This is a genomic window from Paenibacillus sp. GQ49, from assembly GCF_059759055.1.
This window is the reverse complement of record NZ_JCAXEL010000035.1, coordinates 1-24,416: the sequence shown is the minus strand read 5'-3', so window position 1 is coordinate 24,416 and position 24,416 is coordinate 1. Positions and strand designations below refer to the sequence as shown.

The following is a 24,416-nucleotide window of genomic DNA, read 5'->3' as shown; positions in this document are numbered from 1 at the left end:
AACGTGTAATGACAGAACTGAAAGAGTTGTTGGGTCAATTATTATGGGGCAGACTGCATGCTGCAGGACTTTTGAGCAATTTCCGGGGTGAAGATGCAGCTGTAGCAGAAATACCTGATTCATTGATCGAGCGTTACGAAAGATGGTGGCGGGAGAGTTTCCTTTATTTGCGAAAATACGGTTATTGCACCTCTACTGACGCTGTAAATCCCTTGATTCAGACCAACGATACGGACCTGGCTCATGCATGGAAAGAATGGGATAGGAAAAAATTGCTGTGGCTATCCGATCCAAATGTATCTTCCTACATTCCACTGCTGGATGCCACGCTCCGAGCACTGCCGGACATTTTGACTGGTCAGAAGTCCGCAACCGACATTATTTTTCCGAATAGTTCCATGCATCTGGTGGAGAACATTTACATGAACAATCCTGCTGCCGATTATTTCAATGCCGTTTTGGCAGATCGGGTTGCAGCTATTATAAAACAGCAACTTGTGCGGGAGCCGAGTGCACATATTCGCATTGTGGAGATCGGAGCTGGAACAGGAGGCACGAGCCAGGCGGTTTTTAACCGTCTGAATGATTTTTATCCCCATATTCTGGAATACTGTTATACGGATCTTTCCCAGGCTTTTTTAAGTCATGCCCAAAAGGTATATGGCCCGCGTTATCCGTACCTTACATACGGAACGTTTGATTTGTCCAAACCGGTGTCCACCCAATCTTTGCAAGCGGGGACCTATGATATAGCGATAGCAACTAATGTCATGCATGCTGCTCCTAATATTCGCCTTGCCTTAAGGAATGTTAAGGCATTGCTCCGTTGTAAGGGTGTCTTTTTGATTAATGAAATTACCGAAAATACGCTTATGAATCACCTTACGTTTGGGTTATTGGATGGGTGGTGGAGCTATGTGGACCCTGCTCTGCGTATTTCTGGAGGACCTTTGCTTGAACAGGAAACTTGGAAAAACGTATTGTTATCCGAGGGGTTCGGGGAAGTTCAGTTACTGGCTCACACTGACGAATTCAAGGGCCAGCAAGTGATAATGGGGACAAGCAATGGCGTGGTACGTCAGCAAACCTTGAAACATGAGCAAACGGTAAAACATCAGGTCCAAAGTCAAACGAGCCGTAATTCGCAGAATATGCAGGAAAAACCGTCAGAAATCCGGTTACCTGAATTGGAGAGTTCACGTTCATCCGAAGAAAAACTGAAGTACATAAAGGAAGTGCTTGTTCGGACACTATGCGAATCTTTGAAAGTTGAGGCACAGCTTATCGACCATGAGGAGGCTTTTTCCGATTATGGGGTTGACTCCATAACGGGTGTTCGATTAATTCATTCGATTAATGAACGATTGGGAACGGAGCTGTTCACCACCGATATTTTTGATTTTCCTTGTGTCAACCAGCTTGCACAGTATATTGCCCCTATGTATCAGGAGAAACCGCTGGAGCCAGAACAACAAATGGAGTTTCATGGAGGTTGCAGTGCCGAGAAGCCCGACGTTCAACGAACTGAACGGATTAGTGAAGAGCGAGAGTTCACGTTGGATGATGCCATGGAGAGTCATTCCGATGGCGGTATAACATCCCCCGGTTCCAACAACAGACACAAGGATATTGCGATCATTGGCTACAGCGGCAGATTCCCGCAATCGGATAATGTGGATGAATTATGGGAGCATTTGGCCGCAGGTCATGACTTGATTCAGCGTGGGGCGCGGTGGACTTCGGAACAGACAGGATCATCCTTAGAGAAAACGGAAAATAATCATGGAGCTTTTTTGGAAGATAGCGACTGTTTTGACCCCTTGTTTTTCAAAATCTCCAATGTTGAAGCAATGCATATGGACCCGCAGCAGCGATTGTTTCTGGAGGAATCGTGGAAAACCCTTGAACACGCTGGATATGCAGGGGAACTGATTCATGGCCGCAAATGCGGAGTCTACACCGGATATTGCGGAGGAGACTATGAGAAGTTGATCGGTGAACAGGCACCTGCACAAGCTTTTTGGGGTAATGCTGCATCCATCGTACCTGCCCGGGTATCCTATTTTCTGAATTTACAGGGGCCAGCAATCGCAGTGGATACCGCATGTTCTAGTTCGTTGGTTGCCATTCATCTGGCTTGTCAAGCTCTATGGTCAGGGGAAGTGGAGCTTGCTCTGGCAGGTGGAGTGTTTGTGCAATCCACGCCTGATTTTTATAATTCTGCTAGTCGGGCGGGCATGTTGTCCCCTGCTGGAAGGTGTCATAGCTTTGATGAACGTGCAGACGGTTTTGTACCGGGTGAGGGTGTTGGGGCCGTGTTGCTCAAACGGCTGGAGGATGCCATCCAAGATGGCGATCATGTACACGGGATCATCAAAGGCAGCTGTATCAATCAGGATGGGAGTACCAATGGTATCACAGCCCCTAGTAGAGCTTCGCAGGAAAGACTGGAACGCCAGTTATACGACCAGTTCGGTGTTAATCCGGATCAGATCCAATTGGTTGAAGCACATGGTACTGGAACGAAGTTGGGTGATCCCATTGAATTCGATGCGCTGAATCGAAGTTTCCGGAAGTATACAAGTCGTTCACAATATGCTGCACTAGGTTCGATCAAGTCCAATATGGGACATTCGATTGCAGCAGCCGGCATAGCCGGTGTGATCAAATTATTATTGGCCTTGAAACATCAACAGATTCCGCCATCCATTCATTATTCCAAAGCGAATCCCGATATTGATTTTTCGAAAAGTCCATTCTATGTCAATACTCAATTAATTCCATGGCATACACCCCCCGGACAAAAAAGGGCTGCTCTTGTAAGCTCATTTGGCTTTAGTGGAACCAATGCTCACCTTGCCATTGAGGAGCCTCCCGGAGAGTTGTCTCCTTTAATACATAAACCGGGTTATCTATTGGTGTGGTCTGCACAATCGACAGGACAGTTAAGGGAACAAGTGAGACGAATGGTGCAACATTACGGGAAAGTGGCTGGCCTGCTTGATTTTGCTAGTGCAAGCTTTACTTTGATGACGGGGAGAAGGCATTTGGAGCATCGAGCAGCGTGTGTAGTCCAGCATTCGGACGATCTGGCCTCCATTTTGGAACAATGGCTTGAAACCGGAGGCTCATCACAGATCTATACGACGGATTTATCAGGCCAGCCTTCCCAAGAGCAATCCGTTCTTCGACGTTTTGGCAATGAATGTATCCAACAAATAGCTACCGAATCATTAGATGATTCGCGATATGTTGAAAACCTGCATACTATTGCAGAACTGTATGTACAAGGGTATGAATTGGATTATAACCGGATTTATTTGACAGAAAAGTATAAAAGAATACCTCTGCCAACGTATCCTTTTGCACGGGAAAAATATTGGGTGAGGTCTGGGATAGCGACGAGGTCCGTTGAAACAGATGTAAAAAGTGAGATATCGAATGTTGCTTCTGACAACAAAGAGGAGAGAATAGCAAAGCTTCTTTTGAAGCAATGGAAGCATTCGGCGGTTAAAAATCCTGATCCTGGGCATGGAAAAGTTGTGGTTGGATCTACACTGGAAACCGTTGGGCTTGCCAATAAACTTTCACAAATGATACAGGGCAGCCAGGTTGTGCTTCTGAGTGAGGAGGAGCAGGACTCTGGATGTTTGCTCGATGTTTTGATGAATTGTGATGCTTTTATAGATCTGTCAGGCTGTGGCCGAAAGATGGAAGCAGAAGAAATGATGCTGGACAAACTGATCTACTGGTTAGAAAGGCTTCAACAAATGATTGATACCCGTGGTCACAAAGAATTAAAGCTGCTTGGAGTCACTATGGGGCTGGAGTCTTTCCAAAATAAATCGATTTATCTAGGTGGAGCAGAACGGGCTGGGCTCTACAGGATACTACAAAGTGAGTACAGACATATTATTTCGCGGCATATCGATGTGGACCCGGCAGACAGTGAGCTTGATGTCGCAGCACAAATCGTTCAGGAGTTAACTCATACGGGTAAGGAACAGGAAGTCTGTTATCGTGAAGGACAGCGGTACAGTGCTTATCTTGATACACTCGAAAACATCAATATACAGCAGTTGAATCAAACCCGACTTCCTTTTTCATCCAATCATGTTCTTTGGGTAACTGGGGGCACACGGGGTCTCGGCATGCTGTGTGCGCAGCATGCCGTCCGACACTACGGGGTCCGTAAACTTGTTCTGATCGGTCAGACCCCATTTCCATCTCGACATGAATGGGAGGCGCGACGCGGGGACAAAGAAGAGATTGGCAGCAAAATAAGAGATATCCTGGAATTGGAGAAACAGGGCGTACAGATTGAAGTACTCTCTTTTGATATAGGTGATAAAGAGAAACTTCTGGAGGCTGCAAAACACATACGTTCAACGATGGGCGTAGCCGGAGGAGTAATTCACGCAGCTGGTATAGCCGACATGGAAAATCCCGCCTTTATTCGTAAACCGCTGGAGTCGATCCGGAACGTATTGTCTCCCAAAATATTAGGCACTGTAGCACTCTATGAATGCTTCCGTCACGATCCTTTGCAATTTTTTGTCTTGTTCTCTTCTGTGGCTGGAGCCATTTCGAAACTTGGTGTCGGACAAAGCGATTACGCTATGGCTAACACCTACATGGATTATTATGCCGCAGCGAATGCCCATACCAGTCCACTTATCAGTATCCAATGGCCGAACTGGAAGGAATCCGGGATGGGTGAGTTTCCAAGTCAAGCTTATAACGAAACCGGTCTGCTTAGCATCACGGATGAAGAAGGATTGAAGCTGCTGGACTGGGCACTAATCACTCAACCAGGTGCAGTCATGCTTCCGGCAATCGTGAGCAGCGAATTCATTGACGCTGAGGGGAAATCGGGAATTTCCAGAGTGGTGAAAGCAGAAACGATGTCCGAAATACCTATGACAAGTGGTGTTCCTTTTTCTGATACATTCGAGATATTACAGATGAAATTAAGTTCCATATTCGCCGAGGAATTGTGTATTGAACCCGAGAAAATGAACCCGGACCGATCCTTCGAACATTTCGGGATGGATTCAATCTTGATTGCTCAGCTGGCACGCCGGATGGAACGCGAACTTCAAATTCCTGTGGTGGAACCTGGTCTTTTTTTGGACTATCCAACGATTGCAGGACTGACAGGGGCTTTGCTGCAAAAATACGCAACAAGTCCACGTACATCTCCCGAAAAGATCAACAGACATGAGGCTCGACAGATTCTCCAGCCGCCCAAAGATCGTTCTCGATCCCGAGTGGCCATCATTGGAATGGCCTGTCATTTCCCGGATGCGGTGAACCCGGAACAATTTTGGAACAATCTAAAAACAGGCAAAAACAGTATACGTGAAATTCCGTCATCCCGGTGGGATTGGAGAACGTACTACCATCCTGATGGCAAAACCGGGAAAAGCATGAGCAAATGGGGGGCTTTTCTCGATGAGCTGGAATGGTTTGATCCCGATTTTTTCGGAATGGATCATTCCCTGGCAACTCATCTGGACCCTTTGCAAAGGCAGTGGCTTGAGGTTAGCGCTGAAGCACTTGCAGATGCAGGATATGGAAAGAGTCAGCTTGAGTCGCTTGAGGTTGGTGTGTTTGCAGGGGCAAGAACAGGTCATTTCATGAGCAAAATACGTCGGGACAACAAACAAACCATTATTGGCACAGGTCAAAATTTTATTACGGCACATTTGGCTCATTTATATAACCTCAGAGGTCCCAACATGGTCGTGGACACCGCTTGTTCCAGTTCCCTAACAGCCATCCATCTGGGTGCCCGGAGTTTGCAAAATGGGGAAGCAGATCTGGTGATCGCCGGTGGGGTTGAAGTTTTATTGGACGAGACCCCTTATCTTTCCCTGACTGCATCAAGGGTGCTGTCACCAGATGGACAATGTAAAACCTTTGATGCCTCCGCTAATGGAATTGGGGTTGGGGAGGGCTGTGGAGTAATCGTCATGAAACGATTGGAACAGGCCATAACGGACGGTGACAAAATCTACGGAGTGATTGATGGCTCTGCGATTAACAATGATGGTCATACAATGGGCGTCACTACACCGAACCCCCAGGCTCAGCAGTCGTTAATCGAACGTGCCATCAAGGATGCAAATATTGATCCGGCTTCAATCAATTATGTAGAAACACATGGAACAGGCACGGTCATTGGAGATCCCATTGAGCTTAAAGCGTTAACCCAAGTGCTGGGAATCAGTATGAAAAAGGGGGATCTTTGCGGTGTGGGAAGTGTCAAAAGCAATGTCGGACATCTGTTGAGTGCAGCAGGGGCAGTTAGCATGATCAAGGTTTTGCTGAGTATGGTACATGGTCAGATCCCGCCCAGTTTAAATTGTCCGCATCCGAATCCGAGATTTCGGTTTGAAGAAAGTCCGTTATTCCTTGTTCAAGAACTTACACCTTGGACCAATAAAGTGTTGCGTGCGGGTGTCAGCGCTTTTGGACTCGGAGGAAATAATGCTCATATCCTTGTCAGCAATGAAGGTGTACCAGACCCAAATAAAGCAACACTGGAACCTCGTTTCAATCGCATTATCTGGAACAGAGCCCGGTTTTGGCCGGATGAGGTTGAGGAGAAAAACTTGGTGTTCGGATCGTCTTCAGGACAAACCTATCGTAAGTCTGAGCATATGCTGTCTTTCTTCACACCGAAAAAATTGCAGTAAGGGGGAACTGTCGTTGATAGGTCGCAATCAAGAAACATACGTGCAACGTTTAAGCCACAGCAACGCCATCGTTCAGGATCATCGTGTACACGGAATTTGTACGTTACCCGGGGTCACCCTACTGGATATGATCTATCGTTTGTCGGCTTTATATTTAGAGACACACTGTGTCGAATTGCGGCAGATTTTGTTTACAACGCCCATTGTGACATCAGAGCAATTTGACCGCGAGATTGCTGTGACGTTCTCACCTGTACCTTCAGAGTTGCAATGGAGGGTAACCATTACAAGCAACAAAGTGATGAATGGTACCATCGATCAGGGCAGTGAAGAACAACATATGCAATGTACGATGTTTCTTGTTGATCCTGAGTTTAATCCACCCGTGATCCATGTTCAGGATCTGAAAACTCAATCCCGAGATCAGTGGAGCATGGATGAGGTTTATCAATTGGCAAGGCAGGTCAACATCGAGCATGGGCCATTTATGCAAACTTCAGGGGTCGTCTACCAATATGAGAATCAGGAGCTTATGTGTCTGAATCTCAGTGAGCAGGCTTCCGTTTACTCCAATGATTTTTATGCACATGCAGCTTTTTTGGATGGGGCAACTTTTGCGGGCTCCTCATTTCGTTTAAAGGAAAAAGCACAGGGGATGTTTGATGATCAGACTCCCTATATTCCTTTTATGATTGAACGCTTCTGTATTTATGGTCCGTTACCTGACACCATTGGTGTGCACTCGCTCGCTCGACCATTGATAAACGATAATTCTGCCTCATCACCAGATCTGATTTCTACAGATATTAGAGTGGTTGATTCTGCTGGCAAGTCCTTGGTTGAATTTGAGCGTTTAACCGCTAAACGTATTCGTAATCCTCATTTGATACAGAAATGGGCCGAAGTACATCAGAATCCAAATGGGGTAGAAGGCTCAGGTTCAGAGGATGCATCTGTACCAGAGCTGGCCACACAGGTCAATATACAAGATTCACCTCTCAGTATAGATGATACATCCGAACTATCGAATCAGCGAAGAGGTGTTCCAAAAGGGAACACGAAGCAGGTTGCGGACTACTTAAAGGTAGAGATAGGCAAAGTGCTTGGAACATCTGAAGCGAATTTGGACACAGAGCTGGGATTTTATCAGATGGGACTGGATTCCTTGCAGCTTATCAACCTTTCAAGGACGCTGGAGAACAAAGTGAAGGAGCAGCTTTACCCCACGCTGTTATTTGAATATTCCAATATTAAGTCTCTTGCTGCATACCTGCACCAACATTGGCCTGAGGCATTTACTGAAAATCAGTACACGGAGAGCAAAGCTTCGGCCAGCAAGGCAAGCATCAAAACTTCAGAACTCAATCATGATCGGGGAAAGAGTGATGATTACTCATCTGTCATGCTCGAACCCTTCTGGGAAGAGGTCACGCTGCATATGCGTAACACCTCAAACACAGTGCGGAGCCACGTTGTTATTCTTTGCGAGCAGGCAATTGGACATGATCAAATGATCAAGGAATGTTTTCCGCAATCAGAGGTTGTCACACTAACCAGTGAACGTACCATGCCACAGTCATTTGAACAAATGTGCGAGCAATGTATAGTCTGGCTTCAGAATTACATGCAGCAGTTTCCCAAAGCGGAGACCCATATTCAAATAATTGGTCCGTCAGGAACGGGCACTGATTTTTCAGGCGCGATGGGAGCCCTTTTAAGAACAGCTCATGCAGAGAACCCTCATCTGCATGGACAGATCATCACGGTGAATGATATTCATAACGTTACAAGAACCCAATGGGCGGACTGGTTGGATAAAGAGCGAGTAACACATTCCTCGGGAGTCAGTGAAGTGTGTTACACCGGAAAATCTCGTGTGCGGATGGTGAAAAAATACCGTGAGAAGCCGATACCGATGCTGCAGAAAAGCCAGTATGTTGCAAAAGATGGTGTTTATCTGATTACTGGTGGATTGGGTGGATTAGGCTTGATGGTAGGTCGCCATTTGGCTGAGCAAGGGAGGGTTACATTGGCGCTGGTGGGGCGTTCTTCTCTTGGCAAAAAAGAGTCCAATAAGATATCGGAGTTGAAGAGTCTGGGAGCGGATGTTCATTATTTTCAGGCAGATCTAACGCATAGCGAGCAGACGAGTCATGTCATCCAGCAGATTCGGACCAGTCTGGGAGTTATTCGGGGAATCATACATTGTGCAGGAGTTACCCGGGACCAATTCATTTTACAGAAAACAAAAGAGAATATTTCGGAAGTGCTAGGCCCTAAAGTGAGCGGACTTTGGTACCTGGATGAATATACTCGTGATCAACCACTGGACTTTTTTATTTTATTCTCTTCACTATCGGCTGTGCTCGGGAATATGGGACAAGCAGATTATGCTTGTGGTAACGCTTTTATGGATAGGTTTGCAGAGCGGCGTCAGCAACAGGTTGTGGCAGGACAGCGATCAGGCAGAACCCTTTCAATTAATTGGCCTCTATGGGCGAATGGAGGCATGTCAATCGATCCAGTTTACCAGCAGCAGTTGGAAGCCAAAACGGGATTGGCCCCGCTGCCTCAAGACGAAGGAATGCAACTGTTCGATTCGCTTATGATGAATGCATCAACGCAGACTGTTGTGATGTATGGTAAACCTTCGTTTATCCGAAATTTTGCACAAACTACTATCCATGTGGAGGGCCTTTCTGCAGCAAAAGTTTTAAATCATGAGGTTCCTCGAAAAGAAAAGCGACCATCGGAAATGCATACAGAAGATATAGCCATTATTGGTGTGGCTGGCCGCTATCCGATGGCTCGGAATGTGGATGAATTTGCTGCCAATCTGTTATCAGGTAAGGATTGCATTACAGGTTTTCCCAGAGATCGTTGGGAACAGGGGCGGTTTTCGTATACGCCGGATTCATATTATCAGTTTGGGGGATTCATCGATAAGATTGATGAGTTCGATCCACTATTTTTTAATTTATCTCCCCGTCAGGCGGAGATGATGGACCCCCAGGCAAGACTTTTTCTGGAGACGGCATGGGAAGCCTGTGAAGATGCGGGATTTCGCGTTGAACGCAGTCAGCACCAGGATACTTCAACAGGTACCCGGAGTGTGGGTGTATTTGCCGGCGTATTCTGGAATCATTATGAGCTGTTTGCATCGGAATTGACAGATCGCGGTGTACCTACATCCTTGGGGGTCAGTGCAGCGTCCGTTGCAAACATGGTATCGTATTGCATGAATTTCCATGGTCCTTCTCTTGCGGTAGATACCATGTGTTCCTCCGCACTAACGGCCATTCATCTGGCCTGCGAAAGCATTCGAAATGAGGAATGTGAGTATGCTCTTGCTGGCGGAGTCAACGTCATTACGCATCCACATCGATACATGTTTTTGAAAGAGGCACAGCTATTATCTACCGATGGACGATGCCGCAGTTTCGGAGAGGGCGGAGACGGATATGTGCCGGGTGAGGGAGCCGGAACGGTGTTGCTGACCAGTCTGAGTCATGCCGAAGAGCAAGGTTATTCCATCTATGGTGTTATTAAAGGGTCTGCAATCAATCATGGAGGAAAAACATCAGGCCCAACGGTACCAGACTCAACAGCACAGTCGGAAGTTATTAAACATGCATTCAAACGTTCAGGGGTTGATCCTCGAACGGTCAGTTATTTTGAGACACACGGCACAGGAACGTCCCTCGGAGATCCGATCGAGGTACAGGGACTGAACAAAGCATTGGCGGACTGGTCACTGCCGGAACAGAGTTGTGCAATTGGTTCACTGAAGTCCAATATCGGGCATTTGGAAGCGGCTGCGGGTGTGGCTGCGTTAACCAAGGTACTGTTACAGATGAAACACAATCGGATTTTTCCTTCCTTACATGCGGAACGTCTGAATCCGTACATTCCTTTTCAGAACACTCCTTTTTATGTGGAGAGGGAAGGAAAGGACTGGAGAACTATGAAGGCAGATCGTAACACTCCAGAAACCCATCCTTTGCGAGCGGGTATTAGCTCCTTCGGAGCAAACGGCAGTAACGCCCATTTGATTGTTGAAGAATATGCACCAACAGCAGTAAATTCCAGTTCAGATTTGGAGTCCGAGCTTCCAGTCATTGTTCCGTTATCTGCCAAAAGTCAAACAAGTCTGCTTGATCATGTGCGCGACATGATGAATTATCTCTCCACCAGTAAGGAACATCAAAATTCCGTCGCCACACTGGGAATCAAGCTATCCAATCTAGCATACACGGTGCAGGTGGGCAGAGAGCATATGCGATACAGGGTTGCCTTTGTTGTCAGTTCTCTTGAAGAGCTGAGAAGGAAATGTACAGAGTATGTGCAGAGCAAAGACCAAGGCCAGCGGATTGGATCTTTGAACAGTCGGGTTGGTTATGAGGGAGAAGTCAGGCTTCAAGAAGATGCGATCACAGAACTGTTTCAATCAGATGAAGACATTCGGACAGCAATCGAAATATGGATGAACAAAAGAAAGATGGCTTCAATCGCTGAAGTATGGGCCAAAGGAATAACCATTGATTGGAACAGCATGTACCAGAAGGACAGCAGGCCTACTCGAATCAGTCTCCCTACCTATTCATTTCAAAGAGAACGCTATTGGGTCCCCATGGTCCATGCAAAAAGGGGGAGCGGGACTGCAGGTTTCGGCAAAAAGGTTACAGTTCTGCACTCCATGCTGCACCACAACCGTTCGGATCTGCTGCGGGGCCAGTGGTACAGCAGTCAGTTCAATGGCAATGAGCCTTTCCTAAGCGATCATGTGGTACAGGGGCACAAGCTGCTTCCAGCTGTTGTTCAGCTGGAAATGGCCCGGGCAGCAGCGGCGCATGCAGCGAATTGGGCTCCGCTCACACACAGTCTGCTGCTGCGGCATGTAATGTGGGGCAGACCGCTCGTTGTTGGAGAGGAGCCTGTGGAGGTTCATCTGGCGCTTGAGGCTGAGGCAGATGAGAGCTTGTCCTATAAAATATCGGCAGCGTCATCAATTGAGTCCAGCGAAGCGGTGTATAGTCAAGGGCGTGTAAGTGTGGGACGACCTCTCGCAGAAGCCGTGCAAACCTTGGATTTGCACGCTGTACGCAGCCGGTGTACAGAGGGACAGGCCAGTGGAGCAGTTTGTTATGAAGCATTCCGAAAACTGGGTCTGGAGTACGGTCCGTCCCATCAGACCATTGCCGAATTGCAATGGGGGGCAAACGAGGCCTTGGCGCAGCTGCGTCTGCCACAAGCGTTCTTCGAAGGGCAAGCGGACACCGTGCTGCATCCCGGTATGGTGGATGGGGCCTTGCAAGCATCCATCGCCCTGCTGGCCGGAGATCAGATCGCGGAAGTGCTGAGATCCACTACTCTGGAGGGTGGTGCAGTAAGCTTGGAGAGCACGGCCCTTGCGAGCACAACAGAACGACATGGGAACCCGCCCGCCTCCGCTCCGTTGCCTTTTGCACTGGAGGAGGCGGAAGTGATGTCCCCTTGCCAGGCGCACATGTGGGGGGTGGTGCGTGTTCGCCCCGAGCCAGCGGCATCTTCCGCTGAGGCTAGCGTCCGTAAACTGGATCTGGAGTTGTGCGATTCAGAGGGACAGGTTTGCATTCGACTGCGGGGCGTGACCTCGCGTGTACCCGAAAGCCGGGAAGGTGTGCTGCTGGTGCAGCCCAAGTGGCAGGAGCTGCCGAAGCGCTCCCTACCGGCTAAAGCTGTGGGGGTTGAACCCGCGGTGCTGCTGTGTGATTGGGCCCCGCAAGACTTCGCGGCTGCGGATGTGTCCTGGAAGCAGATGGTGTTAACGGGGTCGTTGGAGGCGCGATACGGACAGGCTGTTCAGGCCATTCTGCACGATGTGCAGCAGCAGCTTGCGATGCAGCGGAGCCACCGGATGGCTGTGCAGGTCGTCGTGGCGGGAGATGAAGAAGGAAGACGGTTCGCCGGCCTGAGCGGGCTGCTGCGAACGGTGCGACTGGAGCATCCGGGCTGTCTGGCACAGCTGGTCGAAGTCCAGCCAGAGACATCCGCCGCAATGTTGACCGAGCAGCTGCACCAGTGTGCGCTCCATGCGGAGGAAACTCATCTGCGTTGGGAAGCAGGTGAGCTGAAGCGAACGGGCTGGCAGGCGCTCAACGTGGACATGGATGAGAATGTGGATATGGATGAAAATTGGATTCGAAATGTACATGCGGAAACGGAGATGAAGCCGAAGACCGGTGTCCCACGGTTGTCTCCCTGGAGGGACGAAGGCGTGTACGTCATTACAGGTGGAGCCGGTGGACTGGGGCGGATCTGGGCCCGGGAAATTGCAGCTCGAACAGAAGGCAGTACGCTCATTTTGACTGGCCGATCTCCGGCGATGCCAGAGACGGTACAGCGAGAGATGGCGCAGCTTCCGGCCCGGGTGTTTTATGAAACGGTGGACGTCACCAACAGAGAGGCGGTCAATGCACTGTTTCGGCGTCTTCGTCAGCAATACGGTCGGGTGAACGGAGTGCTGCATTGTGCTGGAGAGATCCGGGACAGTCTGATTCGCTACAAAACGGAACCCGACTGGCAGGCGGTGCTGGCCCCGAAAGTAAATGGCACACGGAACCTGGAAGAAGCGATCGGGACAGAGGCGCTGGATGTACTGCTGCTGTTCTCCTCCGGTGCAGCGGTGACGGGGAATGTAGGGCAGGGCGATTATGCCGCCGCGAATGGGTATATGGATGCGTATGCGGTGAGCCGAAATGCGCGGATGAAACGCGGGGAGTGTCAGGGTCGAACCTTGTCCATTAACTGGCCGCTGTGGGAAGAAGGCGGGATGCAGCTGGAGGAAGAGGGGAAGGCGCGTCTGTGGAACCAGCATGGACTAAGACCGCTGGGAACCACGTCGGGTGTGAAGGCGCTGTATCAGGCTTGGGCGAGTGGAAGCAGTCAGGTTGCGGTTGCGGAAGGCAATCTGTTGGCGCTGCGCAGAAGCCTGCTGGAGCCGATAGATTCGTGGTCAACTGAACTGATGGAGTCAGCAAACACTAACGTAAACACTAACGCTAACGGGCACAGACCTTCCCCGGAATCGTTATCAACCGAGCTTGGAGCGCCTCTGGCTGGAGGCATGGCCCAACAGGAAGCTGTAGCTGTGCTCACGTTGGAAGTGGCCGCTTTGTTGAACGTAGGGGAGCAGGAGATTGATCCGGACATGGACTGGAGCGAATATGGTTTGGACCCGGTGCAATGGAGCGAGCTTTCCCGCAGACTGCTGACCCGGCATGGATGGGACATTTCCGCAGAGACACTGTTGGAACAAATGAACCTCCACGCAACCGCTGAGCAGTTCGTGGGTCAATTAAACCTTGCCAAAAGTTCAAAAACAGATATACCTGCGAGTATTGAGAATACGGAAGAATTCACCGAACTTGAAGGCAATCGTGAGGATAGAACGATCCTTTGGTTAATTGAAAAATTGGCACCCGTGATTGGCTTGCCAGAATCAAGGATTGAGCCGGATGCCCCACTGGAGCAATATGGTATCGATTCGCTGCTCATTATGAAGATGACGGACGTACTGGAGAATGAATTGGGTTCCCTTTCCAAAACGCTGTTCTTTGAATATCAGACCCTGAGGGAACTATGTCATTACTTTATGAACATGCATCAGGTGCGTTTGGATAAGCTGCTTCAACAACAAGGGATGAAACCAGCCGGAACGTCGCAGAAGAATGTGTTAGCGAATGTACAGAATGTGTCGGACTCTCGAACGCACGCACCAACGCACACCATGATGTTGAAGCGAAAGCTGCTGACAGGAACCCAATTTGAAGCCGAAGCCGAACCTATTTTGAAAAAAACAGACCCGGACCTTACCATTCATATGGACTCACCTTCTGATGGTGAAAAGGGCAAGAATAATGAGCATCAGGATATTGCGATTATTGGAATGGCGGGCAGATATCCAGGTGCCCGTAATACCGGGGAATTCTGGCATAACCTGCGAAATGGTGTGGACAGTATTACCGAGATTCCATCTGAACGTTGGGATCACGGGCAGGTGTATAACCCAGAGCCAGGAATTCCAGGCAAAACTTATGGCCGTTGGGGTGGTTTTTTGGATGGTGTAGATGAGTTTGACCCGTTGTTTTTCAAGGTGTCTCCTCGTGAAGCCGAAACAATGGACCCTCAAGAACGACTTTTTTTGCAGTGTGTATATGAAACACTGGAAGATTCGGGATACACAAGACAAAGCTTGAGCACGGAGAAAGTGGGCGTCTATGTAGGTGTAATGTATGAGGAGTATCAGCTCTATGGGTCCCAGAATTCCATGGCATTCAACGGTAATCCTTCTTCCATTGCCAATCGGGTTTCGTATTTCTGTAATTTTCGTGGACCAAGCATGGCCGTGGATACAATGTGTTCATCGTCATTAACATCCATTCATTTGGCCTGTCAAAGCCTGAGACAGAACGAGTGCCAGGTAGCTGTAGCTGGCGGTGTGAATGTGTCGGTCCATCCCAACAAATATATTCTTTTGTCTCAAGGGAAGTTTCTGTCCAGCAAAGGACGATGCGAGAGCTTTGGCCAAGGTGGGGACGGCTATGTTCCGGGTGAAGGTGTCGGCGCGGTTCTGTTGAAACCGTTGGCGAGAGCCATAGCGGATGGGGACCGGATTTACGGTGTGATCAAAGGATCAGCGCTGAATCACGGAGGCAAAACCAATGGATATACCGTCCCGAATCCCAACGCACAGGCTGAGGTTATCGGTGACGCCCTGCTTGAAGCAGGTATCGATCCGCGAACGATCAGTTACGTGGAGGCGCATGGAACAGGAACCTCACTCGGGGACCCCATTGAAGTGACGGGTTTAACAAAAGCATTTCAGCAGACGGTCCAATCCAACTTCAAGTGTGCTATCGGTTCGGCCAAATCCAACATTGGTCACTGCGAAAGCGCAGCAGGTATTGCTGCGGTAACCAAAGTGTTGCTGCAGCTGCAGCATGGGGAACTCGCGCCATCCTTGCACGCGGAAGAGACCAATCCAAACATTGATTTTACCCAGAGTCCATTTTTGGTTCAGAAGTTGCTCGAACCATGGAAGCGTCCGGAAATAGACGGAGTGCAGATCCCAAGACGTGCAGGCGTATCTTCATTTGGAGCTGGGGGTGCCAATGCACATATCATCATTGAAGAGTATACCCCGACAGGTATGTATCCGGAACAAATAACAGTTGGCAAAGATCACCCTAAATCTCCTGTTATCGTTGTGCTGTCCGCAAGAAATCAGGAACGACTCTTGGCAAAGGCCAAAGACTTGCTTGAGGTGTTATGTACCGGAATATATGTGGATTCGGATATGAGGAACCTGTCCTATACTTTGCAAGTTGGACGTGAATCGATGGAGGAGCGTCTGGGCTTGCTAGCGGCGTCCATAGAGGAACTCATTGCGAAACTAAAAGAGTATGTTGAACAGGCAAACAATCTGGAAACACAAGCTTCGCAAATGGTTTTTTATACCGGTCATGTGAAAAAGGGTAAAGAGATGCTTTCCATCCTTAGTCGGGATGAGGATATGGAAGAAATGGTGAACCGGTGGATTCAGAAGGGCCAGCATGAGAAATTACTGGAATTATGGGTGCAGGGTCTGAACCTGGACTGGAATACATTATATGTTGCTGAGGGTAAACCCCAACGGATCGGTCTCCCAACCTATCCTTTTGCAAGAGAAAGGTACTGGATTCCGCAGCAAGCTCAGGCCAACATGATAAGTGAATCAAAGGTTGAGGAGGAAACTTCCCCTGTGGAGTCATCAAAGCCATCGGACCATAATCTTATGCTGACCCCAATATGGGAAGTAGTCGAAAAGACTGAAAAGTCCGAATTCAATCCTGGAAATAAACGATGGCTGGTGATTGGAGGTACAACGGAGCAATGGGAGATGGTTCATCAGATCCATGCAAAATCAATCCGTATGGATGCGGAAACGGCTGTAGATCCCGTCAGTCTGATGAATGCCTTGAAAAAGGTCGATACGATTGATCATATCATTTGGTTATCCAATCATATGTCTCTCCCTCCAACGTCACTGAATCATATGATATTGGCACAGAATATGGGCGTGAAAAATGTGTTTCGAATCATTAAAGCCATGATTCAATTGGGATATGGTCATCGTCCGTTGGAATGGTCATTCTTAACCTGTCAGACACAATCCGTATGGTCTAGCGACCCGGTTAATCCTGCGGATGCCGGAGTTCATGGTCTTGCCAGCTCAATGGCGCAGGAGTTTCCACAATGGTCTGTGCGTCTTGTGGATTTGCAAGCTGGTAACATCAATGAACGTTCCATTCGTGGAGCGCTCTCACTGGAACCGAAAAGTAAAGGGGATCTCCAGGTCCATCGAAACAACCGCTGGTACAGTCAGGAACTTGTTCGCCTGGAGAGCAATGCCCCTCAGGACAACAACAATTATCGTTATGGTGGAATATATGTTGTCATTGGCGGAGCCGGCGGGATCGGAGAAGTATGGAGTGAATATATGATTCGGACCTATCAGGCGAGAGTAATATGGATCGGGAGAAGTGAATGCAACGACGAGATACGGAATAAACAGAATCGTTTGTCAGCTCTGGGGGCTGCTCCCGAATATATTTCGGCCAATGCAGCCAGTGAAGAGGAATTAATGAGTGCGTATGAAACGATCAAAAGCCGGTTCAAGACCATAAATGGTATTGTGCATTCAGCAATTGTTTTGCAAGATGGCAGTCTGGAGCAGATGACAGAGGAACAGTTTCAACATGTATTTGTCGCCAAACTGGATGTAAGTGTTGTGATGGCAAACATATTTGCGAAAGAAAATCTGGACTTTGTCCTTTTTTTCTCATCTATGAACTCTTTTACCAGACAACAAGGCCAGAGCAATTACTCGGCGGGCTGTATGTTTAAAGATTCGTTTGCGCATTGGTTGCGACAATCCTGGACATGTCCGGTCAAAATTATGAACTGGGGTTTCTGGGGGAGTGTAGGCCGTGTGGCTTCATTGGAATACAGGGAACGCATGAACCGGATGGGTGTGAGTTCAATTGAGGCGCCAGAAGCGATGGAAGCCTTGGAGATGCTCATGAGCATAGATCTTACACAGGCTGCCTTGTTAAAAACAAAAACATATTCGATTCCTGGAATCAATATGCAAAAATCTGTACAAGTCTATATGTCGGATCAGCCTCTAAAGGCAAGCAGGCCAGTGACTCGTGACCTCGTGCATACCTCTCATCCAGACAAGAATACAAGCCATTTGCTCCAAGAGATGGAGCCTTTGCTTGCAAAACTGATGTGGGTGCAGCTGCAAGCCTCCGGTTGGTTTGAATCCGATGTTAGCTCCGGTACTCTGGCTGAATTAACACAGAATTTGTCGGACACCTATGCGCATTGGATCAGAGGAAGTTTGACCGCGCTAGTCCGTTACGGCTATCTGATGAAAACCGATTTTGGTTACAGGGTATGCAATTACGACGAGCCGAAAGCCGAAACGGCTTGGCAGGAATGGGAGCATAACAAACCCGGATGGATCAAACACCACGGCGCGGAATCACAAATCAGATTGGTTGAAACGATGCTGAAGGCGCTGCCAGATATTATCGGCGGAAAATGCCTAGCAACCGAGATTATGTTTCCTGATTCCTCTATGGAATTGGTCGGGGGGATATACACGTGAAAATAAACCGTTATAACGAAGTGCTTGCTGAAACAGCACTACATTATGTGCAGCATAAAATCCAGTTGGACAGCTCTGCTCTCCGCATGATGGAGATTGGGGCGGGAACCGGAGGAACAAGCGCAGCCGTTTTGCACAGACTGAAACCGGTGGAACAACATATTCAAGAGTATGCATATACGGATGTATCCCAAGCATTCCTTTTGCATGGTGAACAGAAGTATGGAGCAGGCAGGTCATTCCTGAATTATCGTATGTTTGATGTTCGTTATGCTCCGTCTGCCCAACAGATAGACACCGGTGCCTATGATGTGGTCATCGCAGCCAATGTGCTGCACGCAACTCCCGATTTGCGGACAACACTGCGTAATGTGAAGGCTCTGCTAAAACAAGGCGGAATGCTGTTAATTAACGAGATTAGCAGCAATTCCCTTTTTACTCACCTTACCTTTGGTTTGTTGGATGGATGGTGGCTGTATGAGGACCCCGAGCTTCGTCTAACCGATTCTCCCGGAGTAGCACCTCATGTATGGGAACAGCTGTTACTGGAAGCGGGTTTTCATTCTATCGAATTTCCTGCACAAGATTGGCACGAGGAAGGGCAGCAGGTCATTGTGGCATACAGTGACGGCATAGTAAGGCAGATCGACGCGGAAGTTACTCCAGTTGGATCATCCAATCAGGCACGGTCTGAATTACAGTCCAATGATTCGTTCTCTCCAGGAAGCCGTCCTGAACTGCAAGAAAAGAAGCCGAGCAAGTCATCTCTTGGTTTGGAGAGCACTTCAGCAACCACATTGAAAGCACATGTAAGAGAGATCGTTACAGATATGCTGTCTGCTTCGCTTAAAGTGAACACCACCATGATTGATTCAGAGGAACCCTTCTCCGAATATGGTGTGGACTCCATTACAGGCGTGCGGCTTATTCAGTCGATCAACGAGGCGTTATCCATATCTTTGCAGGTCTCCAGCCTGTTTGATTATAGCTCCATTGAGTTGTTATCCAACCATATCGTTGAAAAGTATAGGGACGGCCTTGTGCAAACCATCGAAAAGACTTCCAAATCTGTAGATCCGGTGGAGTTGAGCTCTGAAGCTGCTGCCCCGCATGCATACAAAACAGAAGGTTCATCCGAACACAATCATGACCAGCATTCTGTGTTCCCAGAGTCTTATAGTCCCTTAAAGGTGGAGCGGGGAGATATCGCTATTGTTGGGATGAGCGGGCGATTTCCGCAGTCAGATGATATTCATTCCTTATGGGGGAATTTAGTCACAGGAAAGGATCTGGTCGGGAGAGTTACGCGTTGGGATCTATCATCTTATTTTGAAAAGGATACTTCCTATTGCAGCCATGGTGGATTTTTGGAAAACATAGATGAATTTGATCCTCAATTTTTTAACATTTCAGGTACGGAAGCTGCTCATATGGACCCGCATCAGCGAATTTTTCTTGAGGAATGTTGGAAGGCGCTGGAGGATGCTGGATATGCAGGGCAGGCAGTTGCCGGGCTGAAGTGTGGTGTATACGCGGGATTTAATGAGCTTGATTACCGGACACTGCTTGGACCGAATCCTGTTCCGCAGGCATTCTGGGGCAACTCGGGTTCAGTCATTCCTGCTCGAATTGCATATTATCTGAATTTGCAGGGCCCTGCTATTGCAGTGGATACGGCATGTTCAAGCTCACTCGTATCGGTTCATTTGGCTTGTCAGGGATTATGGTCTGGAGAGACGGAAATGGCGCTTGCCGGAGGAGTCTTTATACAGTCCACCCCAGGTTTTTTCATTGCATCCAACCGGGCCGGCATGCTCTCAACGACAGGAAAATGTCATACTTTCGACCAGCGGGCAGACGGATTTGTGCCTGGAGAAGGTGCAGGAGTTGTAGTGCTGAAGCGTTTAAGTGACGCTTTGCGTGGCAGGGACAACATCCATGGGGTTATTCGCGGTACAGCCATTAACCAGGATGGAGCCTCGAACGGGCTCACCGCGCCGAGTGCGAAGTCTCAGGAGCAGCTCATGAGTGAGGTCTACAATCGTTTTGACATCCATCCTGGAAATATCCAACTGGTTGAAGCCCATGGAACGGGAACTAAATTGGGAGATCCCATTGAATACAGTGCGCTTGTGAAAGCGTTCCGGTCGTACACCGAAGAGGAAAATTACTGTGCCCTTGGTTCAATCAAAACGAATATTGGACATGCTGCGGCCGCTGCCGGTGTGGCTGGACTGATCAAAATTTTACTTTCCTTAAAACATGCAAAAATTCCAGCTTCCCTTCATTTTCAGGAAGGCAACGAACACATTCCGTTTGCAAGCAGTCCTTTTTACATCAATACAGAGACAATCGATTGGATCACACCGCCAGGTGTTAAAAGGATGGCCGCAATCAGCGCTTTTGGCTTCAGTGGAACGAATGCGCATATGGTCATTGAACAAGCACCTGTCATGGGAAGTCAGAAGGTCAATCGTCCCGGGAACCTGATTGTTTTATCGGCTCAGTCACAGGAACAATTGCAAGTTCAAGTCAAGCAACTGGTTAGCTTCTGCAAAGAACAATCCGATGTGAGCTGCTGGGATATGAGTTATACATTGCTCATGGGACGAAAACATCTGAACTCCCGATTGAGCTGTGTTGTCCGTAATGAGCAAGAGTTGATCAGAATATTGGAGAAGTGGCTTGAAAAGGGAGCCGCAGCAGAAGTTCAGGTGGTGGAACTGTCACATACACTGCGCCCGCAGTCTTCATTAATGCGTTATGGAAATGAATGTTTGCAGCATTGTTCGGAATCACCGAATTCGGCCGAATTTACGGAAAAATTAGCAGCAGCAGCAAGCTTATATATGCAGGGATATCATCTTGATTTTGAATTGTTGTTTAAGCATGCGCCCACAGGACGAATCTCACTGCCCGTGTATCCGTTTGCCAAGGATAAGTACTGGATTGATGCTGGTCACCCACCAACAAATGATCATACGATCCAACAACATGCTAACCAGAGCATAGAGGACTCAAACCAGTTGCTTCATCCTTTGCTGCATCGTAATACTTCGAATTGGGCTGCCCTCCAATTCAGTTCCACCTTTGATGGCGAAGAGCTTTTCCTGAAGGATCATGTCGTGCAAGGGGAAAGTGTATTCCCGGGTGTAGCCTATCTGGAGATGGCTCGTGCTGCAATGGAAATGGCCCATACGCATGATGATCTAAAACAGACATGGATAAGTCTTAGCCATATCGGCTGGTATGGTCCACTACAGGTGAACAATGAGCCTGTTCAGGTTGACGTCTTGCTTCATCCGCTTGAACGGGGAACGATCGAGTTTCGGATACAGAGCCATGGTGCGAAAGAGGCTGTAGTTCACTGTCTTGGGCAAGCGGTCAGGATGCAGCCTCGGGAAGCTGGACAGACAGATCTGACACAGATCAGAGCCCAATGCACCGAAGGATTTTATACAAGAGAGGGTTGTTACAACCAGTTTAAACAAATGGGTCTGCAATACGGGGATTATTATCAGGGAATTGAAGAGTTGTACATCGGGACCAATCAGGCGCTTGCCAAACTGAGCCTTGCAGAAGGGTTGTCCCATGAATATGGTGAAGGTCAGCTTCACCCTGGTCTTACAGACAGTGCCTTACAGGCATCCATTGGGCTTCTGTTGATGGCAGCAGGAGGTCCACCTGTTACAACACCGGTTCCGTTTGCCATGGAGCAAGTGGAGATATGGGGAAACAGTGCATCATTAATGTGGTCGCATGTTCACGTCTGTACTCCGAATGACTCTCTAGTTGAAACGAAAAAGGTTGATATTGATGGATATGATGATAAGGAACAGCTTGTCCTTCGAATCAAGGGGCTGACGTTCCGCGAGCTTCCTAGACAGGTAGAGCATGGGGATGAAGGGACTTTGCTGGCTGAACCCTATTGGAAAGTGGCACCTGCTGACACATTTGCCGGAGGTGTTCCCGGGAATGAGACCATAACCGTGGACAATCATGTGGTGCTTTTATTCGAAGATAGCAATCACAGGTATCCAGGAATTGAGAAATATTTACAGCGATTTTCCATTCAAAGTGTACGTATTCCGTCAACGGATTTCAACCAGTCTTGGGACGAATTATTTACCAACGGCGCATTGCGGGTACTTGAAGAGATCCAGCTTCTTCTGATGCAGGCAGTGTCCCATGTTAACGATGAAAAATGGCTGCAAATTGTCATTCCTGGCGAGTTGTCGTTGTATCGCGGAATTGCCGCTATGTTAAGAACGGCCGAGCTGGAGAATCCATTCTTTCATGGTCAGGTTATTGAGATTTTGAATGAAACGGAATCGGAGATGCTGGCAAACATGCTCGTAGATAATCGGGCCTACCCGGAGCATGGTTTAATCCGTTATAAGAGTATACCAGGGCAATCAGGTTTTGGGCTTCGTCATGTTCAGGACTGGAAAATGATTGAACATGATCCAATTGAAAGTGCATTCGACATCCCATGGAAACCCGAAGGGGTCTACGTTATTACCGGGGGAGCAGGTGCTCTCGGGATTATCATGGCTGAAGAAATAGCGCTTCATGCACCCTCCTGCACCATTGTTGCTGTAGGGAGAGCATCCTTGTCAACCATTCGGAAGCCATTGGATGCTTTACGTGAGAAAGGAATAAACCTTCTTTACAGACAAGGGGATATTTCGGATCGTCAGACCGTGCAAGAATTAGTGAGTTCATTCAAGATGGAGTTTGGTAAGTTGAACGGGATCATTCATTGTGCAGGAATTATACAGGATCACCCCATTTTTGCTAAAAGAGAGGACGATCTTCGCAACGTTTTTGCACCGAAGGTATCCGGTATTGTTCATTTGGACGAAGCCACTCGGGAGGACAAACTGGATCTGTTCATCGTTTGTTCGGCTGTTGCCGCGATGTTTGGCAACCCTGGACAAGCCGACTATGCAGCAGCCAACGCTTTTATGGATTCTTTTGCATCTGAACGGCACCAGCGAGTGCAGAAAGGTGAGCGGTACGGGCGGACCTTGTCCATAAACTGGCCGTTGTGGACTGAAGGGAGGATGACGATACCTGAAACCGTTCAGCAAAGGATGTTCCATCGTTACGGTTTGGCGGGAATGGAAACGTCAAGCGGCATACAGGCCTTCTATCGGGCTTTGGCAACAGAAGCTGGACAGATTGCTGTTTTGTCGGGTGATATGACCCGGATCAGGAGGCTTCTACATTCCAAAAACCAACAGGGATTCCTGGCTTTCAATGGTGAGAGCGAAAGACTGGAAACGATGAAAGAAATAAATTCTCCTGTGGGGGAATCAAACCGATCACAGGCAGCTGACAAACCCAAACGAACGGTTCAATTTTTGATCCAAACTCTTGCCGAAGTTATTGGACTGCCCGAGTCTCGCGTTCGAGCGAATGCACCTCTGGAGCAGTATGGAATCGATTCAATCCTGATCATGCAGATGACAAACAAACTGGAAAGTTTATTTGGACCACTGCCCAAAACATTATTTTTTGAATACCAGACGATCGGGGATTTGAGCAGTTACTTTCTACAGGAGCAAGGCGAAAAACTGGACAGGTTGCTAAGGGAGGGAGATCCCGACACAACTTCAGATGCAGCATCCATACCTTTGGAAGCCAAGCATGTCAAAGTACAGCAGACCTTAGTGCAATCTGTCTTATCCATCCCTGGAGAGACCAGATCGCCCTATCTAACTTTTGGACAGACTCAAACAACTGCACCACGGATGAATGAATCACAGACTAATGTCTCCAGACAGGACACACCTGTCGATACGCAGCAGGATATCGCCATTATTGGTATGGCGGGAAGGTACCCGGGAGCACGGAACATCCATGAGTTTTGGGAGAATCTGCGCAGTGGAACGGACAGCATTACCGAGGTTCCATCTGAACGCTGGGACCAGGAGCAGGTATATGATTCAGCGCCGGGCACACCGGGCAAGACCTATGGACGCTGGGGCGGATTTCTGGACGGTGTGGACGAATTT

3 protein-coding genes are annotated in these 24,416 nt (G+C 48.4%); all 3 read left to right on the top strand.

What is annotated here, in order from left to right:
• Nucleotides 1-8: 8 nt before the first annotated feature.
• Nucleotides 9-6,701 carry a beta-ketoacyl synthase N-terminal-like domain-containing protein gene (locus AC6CIF_RS31470; protein WP_498202703.1) on the top strand — a complete coding sequence of 2,231 codons (6,693 nt, stop codon included), beginning with the start codon at nucleotides 9-11 and terminating at the stop codon, nucleotides 6,699-6,701.
• Nucleotides 6,702-6,714: 13 nt separating this feature from the next.
• Nucleotides 6,715-18,396, top strand: coding sequence for an SDR family NAD(P)-dependent oxidoreductase (locus tag AC6CIF_RS31465; RefSeq protein ID WP_498202702.1), 11,682 nt, complete (start codon nucleotides 6,715-6,717; stop codon nucleotides 18,394-18,396).
• Nucleotides 18,393-24,416: SDR family NAD(P)-dependent oxidoreductase (locus tag AC6CIF_RS31460; protein ID WP_498202701.1), on the top strand; the 6,024-nt coding region annotated here is incomplete at its 3' end. The genes AC6CIF_RS31465 and AC6CIF_RS31460, both read left to right, overlap by 4 nt.

Coding starts and splice junctions, on each gene's coding strand:
- AC6CIF_RS31470 (WP_498202703.1), top strand. CDS start 9: ATGACAGAACTGAAAGAGTTGTTGGGTCAATTATTATGGGGCAGACTG.